20 protein-coding genes are annotated in these 16,586 nt (G+C 68.9%); 5 read left to right on the top strand and 15 right to left on the bottom strand.

Features of this window, described 5'->3' with window-relative positions; all coding sequences use genetic code 11:
• The first annotated feature begins 46 nt into the window (after positions 1-46).
• Complete coding sequence (locus AAME72_RS13915) at positions 47-544, top strand: methylated-DNA--[protein]-cysteine S-methyltransferase (RefSeq protein WP_348787150.1); 498 nt, start codon at positions 47-49, stop codon at positions 542-544.
• Positions 541-1,173, top strand: a complete 633-nt coding sequence (locus AAME72_RS13910) for a DNA-3-methyladenine glycosylase I (RefSeq protein ID WP_348787149.1) — start codon at positions 541-543, stop codon at positions 1,171-1,173. Before AAME72_RS13915 ends, AAME72_RS13910 begins: the two co-directional genes overlap by 4 nt.
• 496 nt (positions 1,174-1,669) lie before the next feature.
• On the opposite strand, the gene AAME72_RS13905 is transcribed toward AAME72_RS13910, so the two are convergent.
• The 13 genes from AAME72_RS13905 to AAME72_RS13845 all read right to left on the bottom strand — a co-directional run bounded on the left by AAME72_RS13905 (position 1,670) and on the right by AAME72_RS13845 (position 12,475).
• Positions 1,670-2,470 carry a peroxide stress protein YaaA gene (locus AAME72_RS13905; protein ID WP_348787148.1) on the bottom strand — a complete coding sequence of 267 codons (801 nt, stop codon included), beginning with the start codon at positions 2,468-2,470 and terminating at the stop codon, positions 1,670-1,672.
• Between the two features lies 1 nt (position 2,471).
• On the bottom strand, positions 2,472-3,029 hold the full coding sequence (locus tag AAME72_RS13900; protein ID WP_348787147.1) for an ATP-binding protein: 558 nt from the start codon (positions 3,027-3,029) through the stop codon (positions 2,472-2,474).
• A 1-nt stretch (position 3,030) separates the two neighbouring features.
• Positions 3,031-3,291 carry a F0F1 ATP synthase subunit epsilon gene (locus AAME72_RS13895; RefSeq protein WP_301210689.1) on the bottom strand — a complete coding sequence of 87 codons (261 nt, stop codon included), beginning with the start codon at positions 3,289-3,291 and terminating at the stop codon, positions 3,031-3,033.
• Position 3,292: 1 nt separating this feature from the next.
• The gene (atpD, locus tag AAME72_RS13890; protein ID WP_348787146.1) at positions 3,293-4,756 is read right to left on the bottom strand and encodes a F0F1 ATP synthase subunit beta; all 1,464 of its coding nucleotides are present in this window, start codon (positions 4,754-4,756) and stop codon (positions 3,293-3,295) included.
• Positions 4,757-4,782: 26 nt separating this feature from the next.
• Complete coding sequence (locus AAME72_RS13885) at positions 4,783-5,682, bottom strand: F0F1 ATP synthase subunit gamma (protein ID WP_348787145.1); 900 nt, start codon at positions 5,680-5,682, stop codon at positions 4,783-4,785.
• Between the two features lie 27 nt (positions 5,683-5,709).
• Positions 5,710-7,347, bottom strand: a complete 1,638-nt coding sequence (atpA, locus tag AAME72_RS13880) for a F0F1 ATP synthase subunit alpha (RefSeq protein ID WP_348787144.1) — start codon at positions 7,345-7,347, stop codon at positions 5,710-5,712.
• A 24-nt stretch (positions 7,348-7,371) separates the two neighbouring features.
• Entirely contained in the window at positions 7,372-8,163 is a 792-nt protein-coding gene (locus AAME72_RS13875; protein WP_348787143.1) for a F0F1 ATP synthase subunit delta, read from the bottom strand.
• A complete protein-coding gene (locus AAME72_RS13870; RefSeq protein WP_348787142.1) occupies positions 8,163-8,720 on the bottom strand; it encodes a F0F1 ATP synthase subunit B in 558 nt (185 codons plus the stop codon). Before AAME72_RS13870 ends, AAME72_RS13875 begins: the two co-directional genes overlap by 1 nt.
• 34 nt (positions 8,721-8,754) lie before the next feature.
• A complete protein-coding gene (gene atpE / locus AAME72_RS13865) occupies positions 8,755-8,979 on the bottom strand; it encodes an ATP synthase F0 subunit C (protein ID WP_348787141.1) in 225 nt (74 codons plus the stop codon).
• Between the two features lie 51 nt (positions 8,980-9,030).
• Positions 9,031-9,831: a F0F1 ATP synthase subunit A gene (gene atpB, locus AAME72_RS13860; RefSeq protein WP_348787140.1), complete on the bottom strand. Its 801-nt coding sequence runs from the start codon at positions 9,829-9,831 to the stop codon at positions 9,031-9,033.
• A 170-nt stretch (positions 9,832-10,001) separates the two neighbouring features.
• Positions 10,002-10,499: a hypothetical protein gene (locus tag AAME72_RS13855; RefSeq protein ID WP_348787139.1), complete on the bottom strand. Its 498-nt coding sequence runs from the start codon at positions 10,497-10,499 to the stop codon at positions 10,002-10,004.
• On the bottom strand, positions 10,496-11,758 hold the full coding sequence (locus AAME72_RS13850) for an MraY family glycosyltransferase (protein WP_348787138.1): 1,263 nt from the start codon (positions 11,756-11,758) through the stop codon (positions 10,496-10,498). Before AAME72_RS13850 ends, AAME72_RS13855 begins: the two co-directional genes overlap by 4 nt.
• 3 nt (positions 11,759-11,761) lie before the next feature.
• The gene (locus AAME72_RS13845; RefSeq protein WP_348787137.1) at positions 11,762-12,475 is read right to left on the bottom strand and encodes an L-threonylcarbamoyladenylate synthase; all 714 of its coding nucleotides are present in this window, start codon (positions 12,473-12,475) and stop codon (positions 11,762-11,764) included.
• Positions 12,476-12,553: 78 nt separating this feature from the next.
• Here AAME72_RS13845 and AAME72_RS13840 point away from each other — a divergent pair, with 78 nt between their 5' ends.
• Both AAME72_RS13840 and AAME72_RS13835 read left to right on the top strand, forming a co-directional pair.
• Positions 12,554-13,186: an HAD family phosphatase gene (locus AAME72_RS13840; RefSeq protein ID WP_348787136.1), complete on the top strand. Its 633-nt coding sequence runs from the start codon at positions 12,554-12,556 to the stop codon at positions 13,184-13,186.
• Positions 13,183-13,803: an HAD-IA family hydrolase gene (locus AAME72_RS13835; RefSeq protein ID WP_348787135.1), complete on the top strand. Its 621-nt coding sequence runs from the start codon at positions 13,183-13,185 to the stop codon at positions 13,801-13,803. Before AAME72_RS13840 ends, AAME72_RS13835 begins: the two co-directional genes overlap by 4 nt.
• A 9-nt stretch (positions 13,804-13,812) precedes the next feature.
• Here the strand turns inward: AAME72_RS13835 and AAME72_RS13830 are convergent, their stop codons facing one another.
• Together AAME72_RS13830 and AAME72_RS13825 are read right to left on the bottom strand one after the other, a co-directional pair.
• Positions 13,813-14,622: an ABC transporter permease gene (locus AAME72_RS13830; protein ID WP_348787134.1), complete on the bottom strand. Its 810-nt coding sequence runs from the start codon at positions 14,620-14,622 to the stop codon at positions 13,813-13,815.
• Positions 14,619-15,527, bottom strand: coding sequence for an ATP-binding cassette domain-containing protein (locus tag AAME72_RS13825; RefSeq protein WP_348787133.1), 909 nt, complete (start codon positions 15,525-15,527; stop codon positions 14,619-14,621). The genes AAME72_RS13830 and AAME72_RS13825 overlap by 4 nt, the downstream gene beginning before the upstream one ends.
• Before the next feature lie 109 nt (positions 15,528-15,636).
• Between AAME72_RS13825 and AAME72_RS13820 the strand changes: the two genes are divergently transcribed.
• Entirely contained in the window at positions 15,637-16,560 is a 924-nt protein-coding gene (locus AAME72_RS13820; RefSeq protein WP_348787132.1) for a TetR/AcrR family transcriptional regulator C-terminal domain-containing protein, read from the top strand.
• Positions 16,561-16,586 lie beyond the last annotated feature (26 nt).

Here is a 16,586-nt window from a genome sequence, read left to right as displayed (position 1 = left end):
CCGATTTCCGCGAGTAGGTGTCGGGGGCCGCCCGTAGAGTCGACCCATGAGCAGTTCCATCGCCTACCTTCTCCGGACGCCGAGCCCCATCGGCCGTATCGAGCTGACGAGCGACGGCGAAGCCGTCACGTCGCTCGCCATCGCACGCGGCGGCGTGCTCCCGAACGACGAGCACCCCGAGACGAGCACCGCCGTCCTCGACGACGCCGCGGCTCAGCTCGCCGAGTACTTCTCCGGCGAACGGCGCTCGTTCGACATCCCCGTGCACCTGCAGGGCACCCCCTTCCGCACGGCGGTCTGGGAGCGGCTCGCCTCGCTCGAGTACGGCAGCCTCACCACCTACGGCGAACTCGGCCTCTCACTCGGTCACCCGGGTTACGGCCGCGCGATCGGAGGGGCCGTCGGAGCGAACCCGGTCCCGATCATCATCGGCTGCCACCGGGTGCTCTCCTCCAGCGGCAAGATCACCGGCTACAGCGGCGGCGACGGCATCCCGACCAAGCTGTGGCTGCTCGAGCACGAGGGGATCACGCTGGCCGCATGAGCACGACCGACACCGACGCCGCTTCCCCGGCGTCCGCCTCCCCCACCGCCGAATCGCGCACCCGCGACGCCCTCGTCGTCGGCGAGGACGGTCTCGCCCGGTGCTCGTGGTCCGCGAGCGACGCCGAGTACCGCCGCTACCACGACGAGGAGTGGGGCCGGCCGCAGCACGACCCACGCGCGCTCTACGAGAAGATGTGCCTCGAGGGCTTCCAGGCGGGGCTCTCCTGGATCACCATCCTCCGGCGGCGCCCGGCGTTCCGGGAGGTCTTCCACGGCTTCGATCCCGAGTCCGTGGCTCGCATGACGGAGCGGGATGTCGAGCGCCTGCTGCAGGACGAGCGGGTCATCCGGCACCGGGGCAAGATCGAGGCGACGATCTCGAACGCGCGCGCGGTGCTCGCGCTCGACGTACCGCTGGAGGAGTTGATGTGGGGCTTCGCGCCGGCCGCCACCCCGACGCGTCCACGGGCCTGGTCCGAGGTCCCGGCGGTGACGCCCGAATCCACCGCGATGAGCAAGGAGCTGCGCAAGCGGGGCTTCCGTTTCGTCGGCCCGACGACCATGTACGCGCTCATGCAGTCCACCGGAATGGTCGACGACCACTTCGAGGGCTGCTTCCGCGCCTGAGCGCACAGCCCGGGGCGCATCCGCCTGCCGCCGAGGTGCACGTCGCTGTCGCTTCCGGAATCCGAAAACGTCACCGACGTGCCCCTCGACGGAGGAAGAACCGAGAGAGCCGGGCCGACGTCGCTGCAGCTCGTCCTGGACCGTTCTCGCTGGTGACGACGCGTTCCGCTCGTGCCCGACCGCAGGCGGATTCGCTGTGTGCCGTCACACCGGTCCCGACTGCGGCGCATGGGGATGACGCGCCGGCTATCACGGCGTCGGCCCGACTGGTGCGGCGAGAGATCCCGGGCGTATGGCGCTCGGCCCCCTCGCAGAACATCCTCGCTCTCTCTTGGGGTGAGCTTACCTCACTTTTGCCTCACCCCGCTACACCATCAGCGGATTCTCGGACTTCGCCTGCCCCGGAGCGTGGGATGGCTCCCCCTTGGTCGGGCGGTCGGCCGCACCCAGCCCAGGCCGCTGGCCCAGCCGGTCCCGTTGACCGGACGAGGACGCCTCAGCGGGCGGAGCGCAGCACCGCCATCAGCTTGCCAGGGGCGCCGGCGACCTCCGGCACGATGAGCTCGAGGTCGCGTCCGCCGTCGGCGGCCGGCCCCAGCTCGTAGCCCTCGGCCTCCGCCCAGGCGAGCAGAGCATCCGTCGACGGCAGCGCCGTTCCCGCCTCGATGAGTGCCCGGGCGAGCAGGCCCTTCGCCTGCTTGTTGAAGTGGTTCAGCGCACGGACATGGCCGCTCTCGTCGCGAGCCAGGACGCGCACGTAGTGGGCGCCGGCCCGATCGGGCAGCGGCGCAAGCGCCGCGTATCCCTCCGAGCGGAGGTCGAGGATCAGCCCGTCATGCTCGGACAGCGCGGCCGCGCCGGCGGCGCGCCAGCGCCTCTTCAGCGAGGGAGTCAATCGCGAGTCGAACGAGAGCCGATAGGCGGGGATGGGATCGGCCGCCCCGACCAGTCCGAACAGCGCGGACTGCACGGCGACGGTCTCGCCGGCGAACCGCCACTGCTCGTCCGTGAGGGACTCGGCGTCCAGCGCGTCGTACAGCACGCCGGTGTACCGCAGCAGCGCGGGCATCGTCGGCGCGGTGTGCAGCTCGCGGTTGCGGTCGACCTCGGCCGCCTGCTTCGGGCCGAGCTTCAGGGCGCGCACCGCGGCGTCGTGGTCCGCCGACAGGGCGACCGCATCGGCGAGCACGGCCGAGCGGACCTCGGCGAGCGACCCGAAACGGAGGCTGTCCAGGGCGAGCGGGGATCCCGCTCCCCCGGTCCGCTTGGTCTCGGAGGGCGGGAGGAGGATGAGCACGCTAGTGCTCCAGGAAGGCGAGGGCCGTGTCGACGTTCTCGCCGAGGGGACGCGCGGTGTCGAGAGTGACGCGGGGAAGGGCCGCGCACGCGCCCTTCCACTCGGCGTAGTCCTCGATGCTCTGCTCGACCGCGTACTCGGCGACGATGCCGGTCCGCTTAGCGAGCCGCTCGGCGTGCAGTTCCTCATCCGAGCAGACGGTCTCGATCACGCGCAGCTTCACACCGCAGCGCTCCGCCAGCTCCCGCCACTGCAGGCGGGCCGGCTCGACGGCGTTCACCGCGTCCACGACAACGGAGTGCCCGCCGAGCAGTGCCTGCTCCGCCATCTTCTCCGCCACCAGGTACGCGGCGAGGCCGGTCGGCTGGTCGGCGTCGATGCCGGCGCGGAGGATGGCCGCCTCGATCGGGTCCACCGAGATCGCCGTCGCGCCGAGGCGACCGGCGACGATCTCGGCGATGGTGGACTTGCCGGAGCCGGGCAGCCCCGCTGTCACGACGAGCATCGGGACGCGGACGTCACCGAACTGCCGGTCCAACGGGGCTGCCTTGTCCGCCATATCAGACGAGTTCCGCCTGACGGGCCACGATGGTGACCGTGTTGTTCTCGACGGAGAGGAAGCCGTCGTCGGCCTGCGCCGCGATCGACTCCCCGCCGTTCAGGGTCACGCGAACCTCGCCCTCGGCGAGGATGGCGAGCAGCGGCTCGTGGCCGGGCAGGATACCGATCTGCCCCTCCACGGTCCGTGCCACGACCATGCTCGCCTCGCCCGACCACACTTCGTGGTCGGCGGCGACGACGCTGACGTTGAGGACAGCCATTTCAGCCGTTCTCCTTCTGGATCTGCGCCCACTTCTCCTCGACGTCGGTGATCGCACCGACGTTGAAGAACGCCTGCTCGGCGACGTGGTCGAACTCGCCCTTGGCGATCGCGTCGAACGACGCGATCGTGTCCTTCAGCGGAACGGTCGAACCCTCGACACCGGTGAACTTCTTCGCCATGTAGGTGTTCTGCGAGAGGAACTGCTGAATGCGGCGCGCACGCGACACCGTGATCTTGTCCTCTTCGGAGAGCTCGTCGACACCGAGGATGGCGATGATCTCCTGCAGCTCCTTGTTCTTCTGGAGGATCTGCTTGACCGTGGTGGCGACGCGGTAGTGGTCGGCGCCCAGGTAGCGGGGGTCGAGGATGCGCGACGTCGAGGTCAGCGGGTCGACGGCCGGGTACAGACCCTTCGACGCGATCTCACGGGAGAGCTCGGTCGTGGCGTCGAGGTGCGCGAACGTGGTCGCGGGCGCCGGGTCGGTGTAGTCGTCGGCGGGCACGTAGATCGCCTGCAGCGAGGTGATCGAGTGACCGCGGGTCGAGGTGATGCGCTCCTGGAGGAGGCCCATCTCGTCGGCGAGGTTCGGCTGGTAGCCCACCGCGGACGGCATGCGGCCGAGCAGCGTGGAGACCTCGGAGCCGGCCTGCGTGAAGCGGAAGATGTTGTCGATGAACAGCAGCACGTCCTGCTTCTGCACGTCGCGGAAGTACTCCGCCATCGTCAGCGCGGAGAGAGCGACGCGCAGACGCGTCCCCGGCGGCTCGTCCATCTGGCCGAAGACGAGGGCGGTCTTGTCGAAGACGCCCGCCTCCTCCATCTCGTGGATGAGGTCATTGCCCTCACGGGTGCGCTCGCCGACGCCGGCGAACACCGACACACCACCGTGGTCCTGCGCGACACGCTGGATCATCTCCTGGATGAGGACCGTCTTGCCCACGCCCGCGCCACCGAAGAGGCCGATCTTGCCACCCTGCACGTACGGGGTGAGCAGGTCGATGACCTTGATGCCGGTCTCGAACAGCTGGGTCTTGGACTCGAGCTGGTCGAACGACGGCGGCTGACGGTGGATCGGCCAGCGCTCGGTGATCTCGATCTTCTCGCCCGGCTCGGCGTTGAGCACGTCGCCGGTCACGTTGAAGACCTTGCCCTTGGTCACGTCGCCGACGGGCACCGAGATCGGAGCGCCGGTGTCACGGACCTCGCCGCCGCGGACCAGGCCGTCGGTCGGCTTGAGGGCGATGGCGCGGACCAGATCGTCACCGAGGTGCTGTGCGACCTCGAGCGTGATCTCGGTCGACTGCTCGCCGATGGTGATCGTGGTCTTGAGGGCGTTGTAGATGCCCGGGATCGAGTCGTGCGGGAACTCGATGTCGACGACCGGACCGGTGACGCGGGCGATGCGTCCCACGCCGGCCGGCTGCGCGGTCGAAGCCTGGGCTTCGGCGGTAGCGGTAGTCATGATTCTTATCTCTCTCGTTAGGACGTCTATTTGGCCGAGCTCAGCGCGTCCGCGCCGCCGACGATCTCGGAGATCTGCTGGGTGATCTCCGCCTGTCGTGCGTTGTTCGCCAGTCGCGTGTAGTCGGTGATGAGCTTGTCGGCGTTGTCGCTCGCCGCCTTCATCGCCTTCTGCGTCGCGGCGTGCTTGGAGGCGGCCGACTGCAGCATGGCGTTGAAGATGCGGCTCTCGATGTAGACCGGGAGCAGCGAGTCGAGCACCGTGCCGACGTCCGGCTCGAACTCGTACAGCGGCAGGACCTGCGTGCGGTCCGGCTCCTCGACGCCCTCGACGACCTCCAGCGGCAGCAGGCGGATGACCTGCGGCTCCTGGGTCAGCATGCTCACGAAGCGGTTGTAGATGACGTGGATCTCGTCCACACCGCCGTCGGACGCGTCACGCAGGAACGACTCGAGGATCGCGTCTGCGATCTCCTTCGCCTGCTCGAACTCGGGGTTGTCCGTGTTGCCCGTCCACACCCGCTCGAACGCCCGGCGCCGGAAGCTGAAGTAGCCCTGCGCCTTCCGTCCGACCAGGAAGTAGACGACCTCCTTGCCCTGGCTGCGCAGCAGCTCCGCGAGCTTCTCCGACTCCTTCAGCACGTTCGAGTTGAACGCGCCCGCGAGACCGCGGTCCGACGAGAAGATGACGATCGCTGCGCGCTCGATCTTCTCCGGCTCCGTGGTGAGGACGTGGTCGACGTTCGAGTAGGTCGCCACCGCCGACACCGCGCGCGTGATCGCGCGGGCGTACGGCGAGGAGGCGGCCACTCGAGCCTGCGCCTTCTGGATGCGTGAGGCGGAGATCAGCTCCATGGCACGGGTGATCTTCTTGGTCGTCTGGGCAGACCTGATCTTCTGCCGGTAGACCCGAAGCTGTGCTCCCATGTGTCTTCCTCAGTACCTATCTGCGCTTCAGCGCTTCGCCTTGACGATGCGCTCCTGGTTGACGTCCTCTTCGGCGATGGCCTCGAACTCCTCGCGTCCGACCGAGGCGAGCGGCTTGCCCTCACCGGTCTGGAACTCGAGCTTGAACTTGTCCACCTCGGCGGAGAGCTTCTCCACCGTGTCGTCGTCGAGCACGTTCGTGTCGCGCAGCGTGTCAAGGATGTCGGTGTTGCGGCGCAGGTGGTCCAGCAGCTCCGACTCGAAGCGCAGGATGTCCTCGACGGCGACCTCGTCCAGCTTGCCGTTGGTGCCGGCCCAGATCGAGACGACCTGCTCCTCCACCGGGAACGGCGAGTACTGCGGCTGCTTGAGCAGCTCGGTCAGGCGCGCGCCACGGGCGAGCTGGCGGCGGCTCGCCGCGTCCAGGTCGGACGCGAACATCGCGAACGCCTCGAGCGAGCGGTACTGCGCCAGCTCCAGCTTCAGCGTGCCGGAGACCTTCTTGATCGACTTCACCTGCGCGTCGCCACCGACTCGGGAGACCGAGATGCCCACGTCGACGGCGGGACGCTGGTTGGCGTTGAACAGGTCCGACTGCAGGAAGATCTGGCCGTCGGTGATCGAGATCACGTTGGTCGGGATGTACGCGGAGACGTCGTTCGCCTTCGTCTCGATGATCGGCAGACCGGTCATCGAGCCGGCGCCCAGCTCGTCGGAGAGCTTGGCGCAACGCTCCAGCAGGCGGGAGTGCAGGTAGAAGACGTCACCCGGGTAGGCCTCACGTCCCGGCGGACGACGCAGCAGCAGGGACACGGCTCGGTACGCCTCGGCCTGCTTCGACAGGTCGTCGAAGATGATCAGGACGTGCTTGCCGCCGTACATCCAGTGCTGGCCGATGGCCGAACCGGTGTAGGGGGCCAGGTACTTGAAGCCGGCCGGGTCGGAGGCGGGGGCGGCGACGATGGTGGTGTACTCCATCGCGCCGGCGTCCTCGAGCGCGCCCTTCACCGAGGCGATGGTCGAGCCCTTCTGGCCGACGGCGACGTAGATGCAGCGGACCTGCTTGTTGACGTCGCCGGACTCCCAGTTGGCCTTCTGATTGATGATCGTGTCGATCGCGATGGCCGTCTTACCGGTCTGGCGATCGCCGATGATGAGCTGGCGCTGGCCGCGGCCGACCGGGATCATGGCGTCGATCGCCTTGATGCCCGTCTGGAGCGGCTCGTGCACCGATTTGCGCTGCATGACGCCCGGCGCCTGCAGCTCGAGCTCGCGGCGGCCCTCGGAAGCGATCTCGCCGAGACCGTCGATCGGGTTGCCGAGCGGGTCGACGACGCGACCTAGGTAGCCGTCGCCGACCGGGACGGAGAGGACCTCGCCGGTGCGGGTCACCTCCATGCCCTCGACGATCTCGTCGAACTCGCCGAGGACGACGACGCCGACCTCGTTCTCGTCGAGGTTCTGCGCCAGGCCGAGGGTGCCGTCCGCGAAGCGGATGAGCTCGTTCGCCATCACGCCGGGGAGGCCCTCGACGTGCGCGATGCCGTCGGAGGCGTCGAGCACGTGTCCGACCTCGGTGGTCGAGGCCTGAGCCGGCTCGTACTTCGAGACGAAGTCCTTGAGCGCGTCCCGGATCTCATCGGGGCTGATCGAAATGTCTGCCATCGTTTGTTCCCTAAGTTGGGGCGGTCAGCCCGCCAGCTGAAGTCGGAGTTCGGTGAGGCGCGTGGAGACGCTGCCGTCGATGACGTCGTCGCCGATCTGCACGCGCAGTCCACCGAGGATCGCCGGGTCGACGACCTGATTGAGCTTGAGGTCGCCGTACTTCGCGGCGAGGCTCGCGCGCAGGCGCTCCGCCTGCGCCTCGGGCAGCGGCGTCGCCGTCACGACCGTGGCGATCGTCTGCCCGTACTGGGCGGCCACGATGCGGGCGGCGTCGCGCAGCGCCTCGCGGATGCTGCGGCCGCGCGGCTGCAGCACGAGCTGACGCGCGATCGCGACCGTCTGCTCCGACGCCTTCCCGGCCAGCAGACGCTCGACCAGGGCCGCCTTCGCGGCCGGGTCGGCGAGCTTGCTGCGCAGGGCGAGCTCGAGCTGCGAGTCGGAGGTCACGGCGCCTCCGAATGCGAACAGCTCCGCCGGGATGTCGACGTTCCGCGGCGCGGAGGCTGCGATGGAGCGGATGCCGAGCTCCTCGATCGCGGCCAGGACGTCGTCCTGGCCCGACCAGCGCTCGCCGGCGACGACGCCGAGGAGCTCGACCGCGGGTGCCGACAGGGAGCCGAAGACGCGCTGCACGAGCGCGGCCTTGCCCGCCTGGTCGGCCGAGGGGTCGCTGAGGACCGCTCGGAGCTGGGCGGAGTCTGCGACGACTCGTCCTGCGGCGAACAGGTCTTCAGCCGTCGCCAGATCTGCCTTGGCTCCGAGGCCGGCCAGAGCCGAGACGGACCGGGCCAGTGCTTCTCTGGTGGCGCTTCCCATTAGTTGGTCGTCCCTGCCTTCTCGCTGGCTTCCAGGTCGGCCAGGAACCGGTCCACGATCGCCTGGGCCTTCTTGTCCTCGGTGAGGACCTCGCCGACCACGCCGGAGGCGAGGTCGATCGCGAGCGAGCCGACCTCGCTGCGCAGCGAGACGAGTGCCGTCTGGCGCTCGGCCTCGATCTGGGCCTGGGCGTTCGCGGTCACGCGAGCGGCCTCGACCGCCGCGTTGTCCTTCGCCTCGGCGACGATCTTCGCGCCGTCGGTGCGGGCCTGCTCGCGGATGCGGCCGGCCTCGGCACGCGCGTCGGCGAGCTGAGCCGTGTACTCCTCCAGCAGCGCCTCGGCCTTGTTCTGGGCCTCGTCCGCCTTCGCGATGTTGCCCTCGATCGCCTCCGCACGCGCGTCCAGCATCTTCTTCATGCGCGGGAGCGCGTAGATCCAGAAGAAGATCAGGATGACGACGAAGCAGATCAGCGACCCGACGATGTCATACCACTGCGGGACGAGCGGGTTGATCGTCTCGCCCTCCGTAGCGGCGCGGATCACACCGTTGATCATCGTTCCTCCTTACAGAGTGATAAAGAGGTGGGAATCAGGCGGTGAAGATGAAGTAGGTCGCGATACCGATGAAGGCGAGCGCCTCGGTGAACGCGATACCGATCCACATCAGGACCTGCAGACGGCCGGCCAGCTCAGGCTGGCGGGCGACGCCCTCGATGGTCTTGCCGACGACGATGCCCACGCCGATGGCCGGGCCGATAGCGGCGAGGCCGTAACCGACAGTGGCGATGTTGCCGGAGATAGCAGCGATGTCCACGTTATGTGTTTCCTTCCGTGATGGCGATCCGTGCGGTTGCGCGGACCGTTCTTAGTGTTCCTCGGCGACTGCGAGCTGGATGTAGACAGCGGTGAGCAGTGCGAAGACGTAGGCCTGGAGGACAGCCACCAGGATCTCGAACAGGGTGAAGACGAAGCCGAACCCGAGCGCACCGATGCCGAGGACGATCCAGCCCTGGCCGAGCGCGAAGGTGAAGAAGACCGAGGCGCTGAAGAAGAGCACCAGCAGCATGTGGCCGACGATCATGTTCATCATGAGTCGGAGGGTCAGCGTGACCGGACGCAGGATGAAGGTCGAGATGAACTCGATCGGCGTCACGATGATGTAGATCGCCTTCGGCACACCCGACGGGAACAGCGCGTTCTTGAAGAAGCCCTTCGGGCTCTTCTTGACGCCGGCGTAGATGAAGGTGATGTACGCCACGACCGCGAGCACGAGCGGGACGCCGATGACCGAGGTGCCCGCGATGTTCAGGAACGGGATGATGCCCGTCAGGTTCATGAACAGCACCATGAAGAAGATCGTGGTGAGGATCGGGAGGAACCGCCGCCCGTCCTTCTTGCCGAGCAGATCCTCGGCGATGTTCACGCGGACGAGGTCGAGACCCATCTCGACCAGCGACTGGAACCGTCCGGGGACGATCTTCATGCGGCGGGTGCCGAGCCAGAAGACCAGGAGGAGGGCGACGACGGCGATGAACCGGACCAGCATGATCCGGTTGACCTCGAAGCCACCGATGGAAAAGATGGCCGGTGGGAAGAACTCGTCGATCGACGGGCCGTGGAAGGTGGCTCCGTCATCGGAGCTTGCGGCCTGGACCAGCAGGTTCACAGCGTTAGCTAACAGCGCTATCTCCTGTTTCGGGGCGTCGAGCTGAAAGCTCTCGCGACGGCGAACGGTGGACACCCGCGCTCGCGCGCCGGTGAAGCAGGGGCGCGTACGGGTGGGGGATCACCATTACTCTACAAGAGTTTTCAGCGGGTAACGAATCGATATATGCCTCAACGCTTATCCCCCGGAAGCGTGGCATCGCTGACATACGGGATGCGCGAGCGGAACACCACGATCATGTCGACCACCAGGGAGCCGATCACGCCCGCGATCAGGCTCAGGAAGAGCACAACGGGGTTGATCCACGGCTGATCCTTGAGCACGATCGCGAGCACGATGAACAGCACGAACTTGACGATCCAGCCGCCCAGGACGATGCCGAAGAACAGCCCGACGAAGAGGTCGGAGCCGATGAACCGGTTGGCGATCAGGATGCTGAGCGCCGTGATGCCGAGGAACACCGCCGCGATCGCCGTGCCGATGAGCGCGCTCGTGACGCCGATCCAGCCGGCGAAGACGCCGCCGAGCACCATCCCGACGACCGCGATGGCCACCGCGAGGATCAGCCCGTAGCGGAGCGCGTCCCTGAGGACGGGATTCGAACTCGGCTGCTGGGGCGCTGGTTCGTCCGGCCCGGCGGCGGAAGCGCCGTCCTGGTGGTCGGTCATCGGATCTCCTTGCTGGTGGTGGGGTCTTCGGGGACGGCCGGCGCCCGCGCGGGGACGCGCTCGCTCGCCGCGTCGAGCTGGTCGTAGCGGGCCGTCTCCGCGGCCTCCGGCGAGCCGGCGGGCGCCAGCTCGGCCGCGGCCTCCTTGGCCTTCTTACGGCTGAGCGGGGCGAGCGTGAGAGCGGTGCAGACGACGAGGCCGATCGCGACGAAGACGATGGCGATCCAGTACGAGTCGACGACGAAGAACAGCAGACAGCCGATCGACAGCACGGCCGTCCACGCGTAGAAGAGGAGCACGGCGTGCAGGTGCGAATGTCCCATGTCGAGCAGCCGGTGGTGCAGGTGCTTGCGGTCCGCGCTGAACGGCGACTTTCCCGCCCGGAGCCGCCGGATCACCGCGAGGCCGAAGTCGAGCAGCGGCACCACCAGCACCGCGAACGGCAGGATGATCGGGATGAACGCGGGCACCAGGGACGACTTTCCGAGGGTCTGCAGTTCCTCCGGGTTGATCGTGCCGGTGACCGAGATGGCCGAGGTCGCCATGAGCAGCCCGATGAGGAGGGCACCAGCATCCCCCATGAACATCTTCGCCGGGTGCCAGTTCAGCGGCAGGAAGCCGGCGCAGGCGCCGACCAGGATCGCCGCGATGACGCCGGCGAGGCTGAAGTAGTTCTGCGGGCTGATCTCGCGCTGCAGCAGGTACGTGTAGATGAGGAAGGTGCCGTTGGCGATCAATGCGACGCCGGCGACAAGGCCGTCCAGACCGTCGATGAAGTTGATCGCGTTCATCACGAGGACGATCGCGAACAGCGTGATGACGATGCTCATCACCGGGGAGCCGACCGTCAGGCCGCCGATCGGCAACGAGTAGATCTGGACGCCGAACCAGGCGACGAGACCGGCCGCGACGAACTGCCCGGCGAGCTTGGTCATCCAATCCAGGTCCCAGATGTCGTCCGCGACACCGATCACGACGATGAGCAGCGAGGCTCCGAGGACGGCCAGGATCGGCCCGGTGTCGGAGAAGATCAAGGTCAGCACGCCGAACTGGCTGGAGAGAAGCCAGGAGACGGCGAAGGCGACCAGGATCCCGAGGAACATCGCCACTCCCCCGAGCCGCGGCGTCGGCCGGGTGTGCACGTCGCGGGCGCGGATCTTCGGGTACAGCTTGTAGCGCATCGCCAGCTTGTAGACCACGAAGGACATCCCGAACGTGATCACGGCCGAGATGAGCGCGAGGGCGAGGAGGAGGGTCACGGCTCAGGCGTCCGAGGGGGTCTCGGCCGGCTCCGGGTCCGCGAGCGCGTCGCCGACGACCTCGCGCAGCTGCTCGGCGGAGATGACGCCGTGGCGCAGGATGCGGAGCTTTCCGGAGCCGGAGGCGAGAGCGGTCGCGTCCACGATGGTCGAGGAGGAGTCCTTGCCCTCAACGCGCTCGTAGCCGGTGCCCGCCTCTCCCCCGTCGAGGTAGACCGAGATCGAGTCGCCGAGCATCCCCTCCGCCTCCGCTGCGGTGCGGGCGGCCGGATGTCCGGTGAGATTGGCGGAAGAGACGGCCAGCGGGCCGGTCTCGGAGAGCAGTTCGAGGGCGATCCGGTCCTGCGGCATGCGCAGCGCGACCGTGCCGCGGGTCTCGCCGAGGTCCCAGACCAGGGAGGGCGCCGCCGGCAGCACGATGGTGAGACCGCCCGGCCAGAACGCCTGCACCAGCGCATCCACCTCGGCGGGCACGTGCTCCGCCAGCGCGGCGAGCGTGGGGATGCCGGGGACCAGCACGGGAGGCGGCGACTGGCGTCCGCGGCCCTTGGCGTCCAGCAGCCGCTGCACGGCGGCGGGGCTGAACGCGTCGGCGGCCACTCCATAGACCGTGTCCGTGGGGATGACCACCAGCTCACCGCGGCCGATCGCCGCGCGGGCGAGACGCATACCGGTGAGGAGGTCGGATTCGACGGAGCAGTCGTAGATGGTTGCCATGACGCACCAATGATAGTTGAGGGAGCGCACGGTTCCCTGACCGCGTGTCCCGGCGTCGCCTGGTCGATACTGGAGGCGATGGACGTCTACTTCTTCGACTGCGACAAGACCCTCTACGACTACGACTTCCACAAGCGTCTCCCGAAGCTCGCCGAGCTGGGCGGTGTGAGCCAGTACCGGCTCGCCTCGACCTGGTGGGCGGGCGGACACGAGCGGGCGGCCGAGATCGGCGAATACTCGACGAGCGAGGAGTACCTGGCCGCGTTCGCCGAGGTGACCGGCGCGCGGCTGACGCTCGCGCAGTGGCAGGAGGCGCGCAAGGCGGCCATGACGCCCATCCCCGGCTCGATCGCGGCCCTGAAGGAGGCGGCGACGCTGGGCACCGTCTCGCTGCTCTCGAACAACCCCATCCCGTTCAAGGACTCGCTCCCGGTGCTCACCCCCGAGATCGTCGACACGCTGCGCGACAACGACCTGGTGTCCGCCGTGCTCGGCGCGCGGAAGCCCGAGCGCCGCATCTACACCCGCGCGCTCGGCCGGTTCGGCGCGCGACCGGAGGACGCCATCCTGTTCGACGACTCGCTGCCCAACGTGGAGGGCGCCCGCGCGGCCGGGATGCACGCCCACCACTTCACCCGGCGCGAGGACGGCGGTTTCGACACGGACGCGATGCTGGACGCCATCCACGCGTTCGCGGAGCGCGAGAGGTGAGCGCGCCGCTGTTCGTGTTCGACATGGACAACGTGCTCTACGACTACGACTGGCGGCGCCGGACGGCGGCGATGGCTCGGCTCACCGGGCTGAGCGCGGAGCAGCTGCGCGAACGCTGGTTCAACCTCGACGGCGAGGGCTCGGCGGAGGCGGGCGCCTTCCGGACCGGCGAGGAGTACCTCGACGCCCTCTCGACCGCGCTCGGCGTCCGGGTCGCGGAGGAGGACTTCCTGCGGATCCGCGGCGAGGCGATGACGCCGTGGCCGGTCTCCCTCGCTGCGGTCCGCCGCGCCGCGGAGGCGGGGACGGCCACGCTCCTGACGAACAACGGCCCGCTCGTGGCCCGGAACCTCCCCCGGCTGGCGCCGGAACTCGCGGAGATCCTGCCCGTCGAGCACCTGTGCGCTTCGTCGGACTACGGGGCGCGCAAGCCCGACCCCGTCGTGTTCGAGCGTGTCCTCGACCGCTACGGGTTCGCCGCGGAGGACACGTTCTTCGCCGACGACCTGCCCGAGAACGTGGCGGCGGCGGCATCGATCGGCATCCGCGCGCACCTGTTCGAGACGCCGGACCGCCTGCTCGACGCCGTCGAGCAGGCCGTCGCGGTGCGCGCCTGAGACCGCCCGTCAGCGGCGGCCCGCCTTGCGGCGGAACGAGAAGGCCGCCCAGGCGTACGCGCCGACGATGATCAGGGCGCACCAGCCGAGGGCCCACCAGAGGTCGCTTCCGGGGTCGCGGCCGAACAGGAACGCCCGGATGGTCTCGATGATCGGTGTGATCGGCTGGTTCTCCGCCACCCACTGCAGCCAGCCGGGCATCGTGTCCGTCGGGACGAACGCGCTGGAGAGGTACGGCAGGAAGAGCAGGGCGAACCCGTAACCGCTCGCCGCGGCGGGCGTGGCGGCGACGAGCCCGATCGCCGCGAACAGCCAGGTGATCGCGAGGATGAAGAGGGCGACGATCCCGAGGGCGCCGAGCCACTCGAGAACGTTCCCGGTCGGCCGGAAGCCGACGGCCAGCGCGACCCCGATGACCACGCCGGTCGCGAGCAGGTTGCGCACCAGGCTCGCGACGACGTGGCCGGTGATCACTCCGTTGGCCTGCAGCGGCATGGTGCGGAACCGGTCGACGATGCCGTTGGTCATGTCCTCCGCGACGTCGACGGCCGTGCTGGAGGCTCCGAATCCGGCGCAGAGCAGGATGATGCCGGGCACGACATAGTCGACGTAGCCGCCCTCCGCATCCAGCGCGCCGCCGAACACGAACGTGAACAGCAGCATCAGCATCACCGGCAGCACGATCGCCATGGTGAGCGCCTCGACGTTGCGCAGCGAGTGGGTGAGGCTGCGGCGGATGAACACCGCCGTCGAGGTCAGCCGTCCGGCCGGGGCCGGGGCTGTCGCGGGGACGGTGGACGGGATGGTGAGCGCGGTCATCGGACGGCCTCCTCGCGGGTGCGGGCGGACGGGGTGGCCTCCGAGCCGGTGAGGGCCAGGAACACGTCGTCCATGGACGGTTTGCGGATCGCGATGGATGCGCCGGGAACGGCCAGCTCATCCAGCGCGTCGATGGCGTCGCGCAGCCCGTCGACGGAGCCGTCCGTCGGGACTTCGCGCACCAGCTCGTCGGCCGCGTCGCGCAGCTCGACGACCTCTCCGCCGACCCGTGCCTTCAGCTCGGCGGCCGTGCCCTCGGCCACGATCGTGCCGTGGTCGAGAACGGCGATGCGGTCGGCGAGCTGGTCGGCCTCCTCCAGGTACTGCGTGGTGAGCAGGATGGTGGTGCCTCGCGCCGCCAGGTCGCGGATGATCGCCCACAGCGTCTGCCTGCTGCGGGTGTCGAGACCGGTGGTCGGCTCGTCGAGGAAGATCACCGGAGGGGTGGAGACCAGGCTGAGCGCCAGGTCGAGCCGGCGGCGCATCCCACCGGAGAAGGTCTTGACGCGCTTGCGCGCCGCATCCCCGAGGTCGAACCGGTCGAGGAGCTCGCGCGCCCGCGCCGCCGACTGCTGCGCGGTGTAGCCGGCGAGCCGTGCCATCATGCGCAGGTTCTCCTCCGCGGTGAGCACCTCGTCGACGGCGGCGGACTGGCCGGTGAGGCTGATGGAGCGCTTGACGCCCTCCCTGTCCCGCTCGACGTCGTGGCCGCAGACGCTGACCGTGCCGCCGTCGGGCGCGACGAGGGTGGCGAGGATGGTGATGAAGGTGGTCTTGCCGGCGCCGTTCGGGCCGAGCAGCGCGAATACGCTGCCCCGCTCGACGCGCAGGTCGACACCGTCGAGGACCGTCTGGGAGCCGAACGACTTCCGCAGTCCGGCGACCTCGATAGCCGCTGTCGTCATGGTGGATCCTTCCTGTGTATCCAGCAAACTGTTTATGACGTATACGCTTCGTTTAAGTGATACACAGTTCTAGGATGGGTGTCAACAACCGGATCGGAAAGGCGACGCGATGGCGGACGAAGTCGAGGAGGCGCTCCCCCGCGCCGTCGCCCTGAGCTGGGGCGTGGCCGAGCGGCCGCAGCGCGGACCCAAGCGCGAGCTCAGCATCGAGCGCATCGTGGACACGGCGATCGGCATCGCGGACAGCGACGGACTCGCCGCCGTGTCGATGAGCCGCATCGCGAGCGACCTCGGCTTCACGACCATGTCGCTGTACCGCTACGTGACGAGCAAGGACGACGTGCTCGCCCTCATGCAAGACGCCGTCTGCGAAATCCCCATCCCGGCGGAGGGCGAGGAGGGAGAGGACTGGCGGGCCGCGCTGCGGCGTTGGGCGATGGCCAGCATCGAGGTGATCCAGGAGCACCCCTGGTACCCCGACATCCCGATCTCCGGCATCCCGCTGATGCCGAACAATCTGGCCGTTCTCGACTGGGGGCTGCGCGCGATGCGTGATCTCCCGCTCACGGACGCCGAGAAGATGTCGACGGCGCTACTGCTGTCCTCGTACGCGCGGGCGGTCGGCGTTGTGGAGCGGGACGTCGGCCGCTCACGCGGCGACCAGGCGCCGCCGCAGAACGGCGAGGCGTTCACCGCCGCCCTCGCCGAGCTGGTGACCCCGGAGCGCTTCCCCGACCTCGCGCCGCTGGTGCGTTCCGGCACCTACGCCGACGCCGACGGCGGGGACGACCAGGACGACTTCGCGTTCGGCCTCGAGCGCATCCTCGACGGCATCGAGCGCTACGTGTCGGCCCGCGCCGCCGGCGAGCCGGTCACGGCGTTCGAGGAGCGCCCGGAGCCGATCCCGAACGACAAGTCGGTGCGCGAGGCAGCCAAGCAGCGCCGCGAGGCGGAGAAGGCGCTGCGCGAGGCGCGCAAGCGCGAGCGCGAGGCGATCGCCCGCGCCCGCGAGCGCGTCGCCCGCGGGCGCTGAGACGGTCGCCTGCCGCCGAGCGTCGG

Source organism: Leifsonia sp. NPDC080035 (assembly GCF_040050925.1).
Classification (GTDB): Bacteria; Actinomycetota; Actinomycetes; order Actinomycetales; family Microbacteriaceae; genus Leifsonia.
Note: the sequence above shows the minus strand (reverse complement) of the source record. Positions and strands in the feature narration are given on the sequence as shown.

Bases quoted from the DNA above. Each gene is read 5' to 3' on its own strand.
- AAME72_RS13915 (WP_348787150.1), top strand. From the start codon at position 47: ATGAGCAGTTCCATCGCCTACCTTCTCCGGACGCCGAGCCCCATCGGC.
- AAME72_RS13910 (WP_348787149.1), top strand. From the start codon at position 541: ATGAGCACGACCGACACCGACGCCGCTTCCCCGGCGTCCGCCTCCCCC.
- AAME72_RS13900 (WP_348787147.1), bottom strand. From the start codon at position 3,029: ATGGCGGACAAGGCAGCCCCGTTGGACCGGCAGTTCGGTGACGTCCGC.
- AAME72_RS13895 (WP_301210689.1), bottom strand. From the start codon at position 3,291: ATGGCTGTCCTCAACGTCAGCGTCGTCGCCGCCGACCACGAAGTGTGG.
- atpD (WP_348787146.1), bottom strand. From the start codon at position 4,756: ATGACTACCGCTACCGCCGAAGCCCAGGCTTCGACCGCGCAGCCGGCC.
- AAME72_RS13885 (WP_348787145.1), bottom strand. From the start codon at position 5,682: ATGGGAGCACAGCTTCGGGTCTACCGGCAGAAGATCAGGTCTGCCCAG.
- atpA (WP_348787144.1), bottom strand. From the start codon at position 7,347: ATGGCAGACATTTCGATCAGCCCCGATGAGATCCGGGACGCGCTCAAG.
- AAME72_RS13875 (WP_348787143.1), bottom strand. From the start codon at position 8,163: ATGGGAAGCGCCACCAGAGAAGCACTGGCCCGGTCCGTCTCGGCTCTG.
- AAME72_RS13870 (WP_348787142.1), bottom strand. From the start codon at position 8,720: ATGATCAACGGTGTGATCCGCGCCGCTACGGAGGGCGAGACGATCAAC.
- AAME72_RS13855 (WP_348787139.1), bottom strand. From the start codon at position 10,499: ATGACCGACCACCAGGACGGCGCTTCCGCCGCCGGGCCGGACGAACCA.
- AAME72_RS13845 (WP_348787137.1), bottom strand. From the start codon at position 12,475: ATGGCAACCATCTACGACTGCTCCGTCGAATCCGACCTCCTCACCGGT.
- AAME72_RS13840 (WP_348787136.1), top strand. From the start codon at position 12,554: ATGGACGTCTACTTCTTCGACTGCGACAAGACCCTCTACGACTACGAC.
- AAME72_RS13830 (WP_348787134.1), bottom strand. From the start codon at position 14,622: ATGACCGCGCTCACCATCCCGTCCACCGTCCCCGCGACAGCCCCGGCC.
- AAME72_RS13825 (WP_348787133.1), bottom strand. From the start codon at position 15,527: ATGACGACAGCGGCTATCGAGGTCGCCGGACTGCGGAAGTCGTTCGGC.
- AAME72_RS13820 (WP_348787132.1), top strand. From the start codon at position 15,637: ATGGCGGACGAAGTCGAGGAGGCGCTCCCCCGCGCCGTCGCCCTGAGC.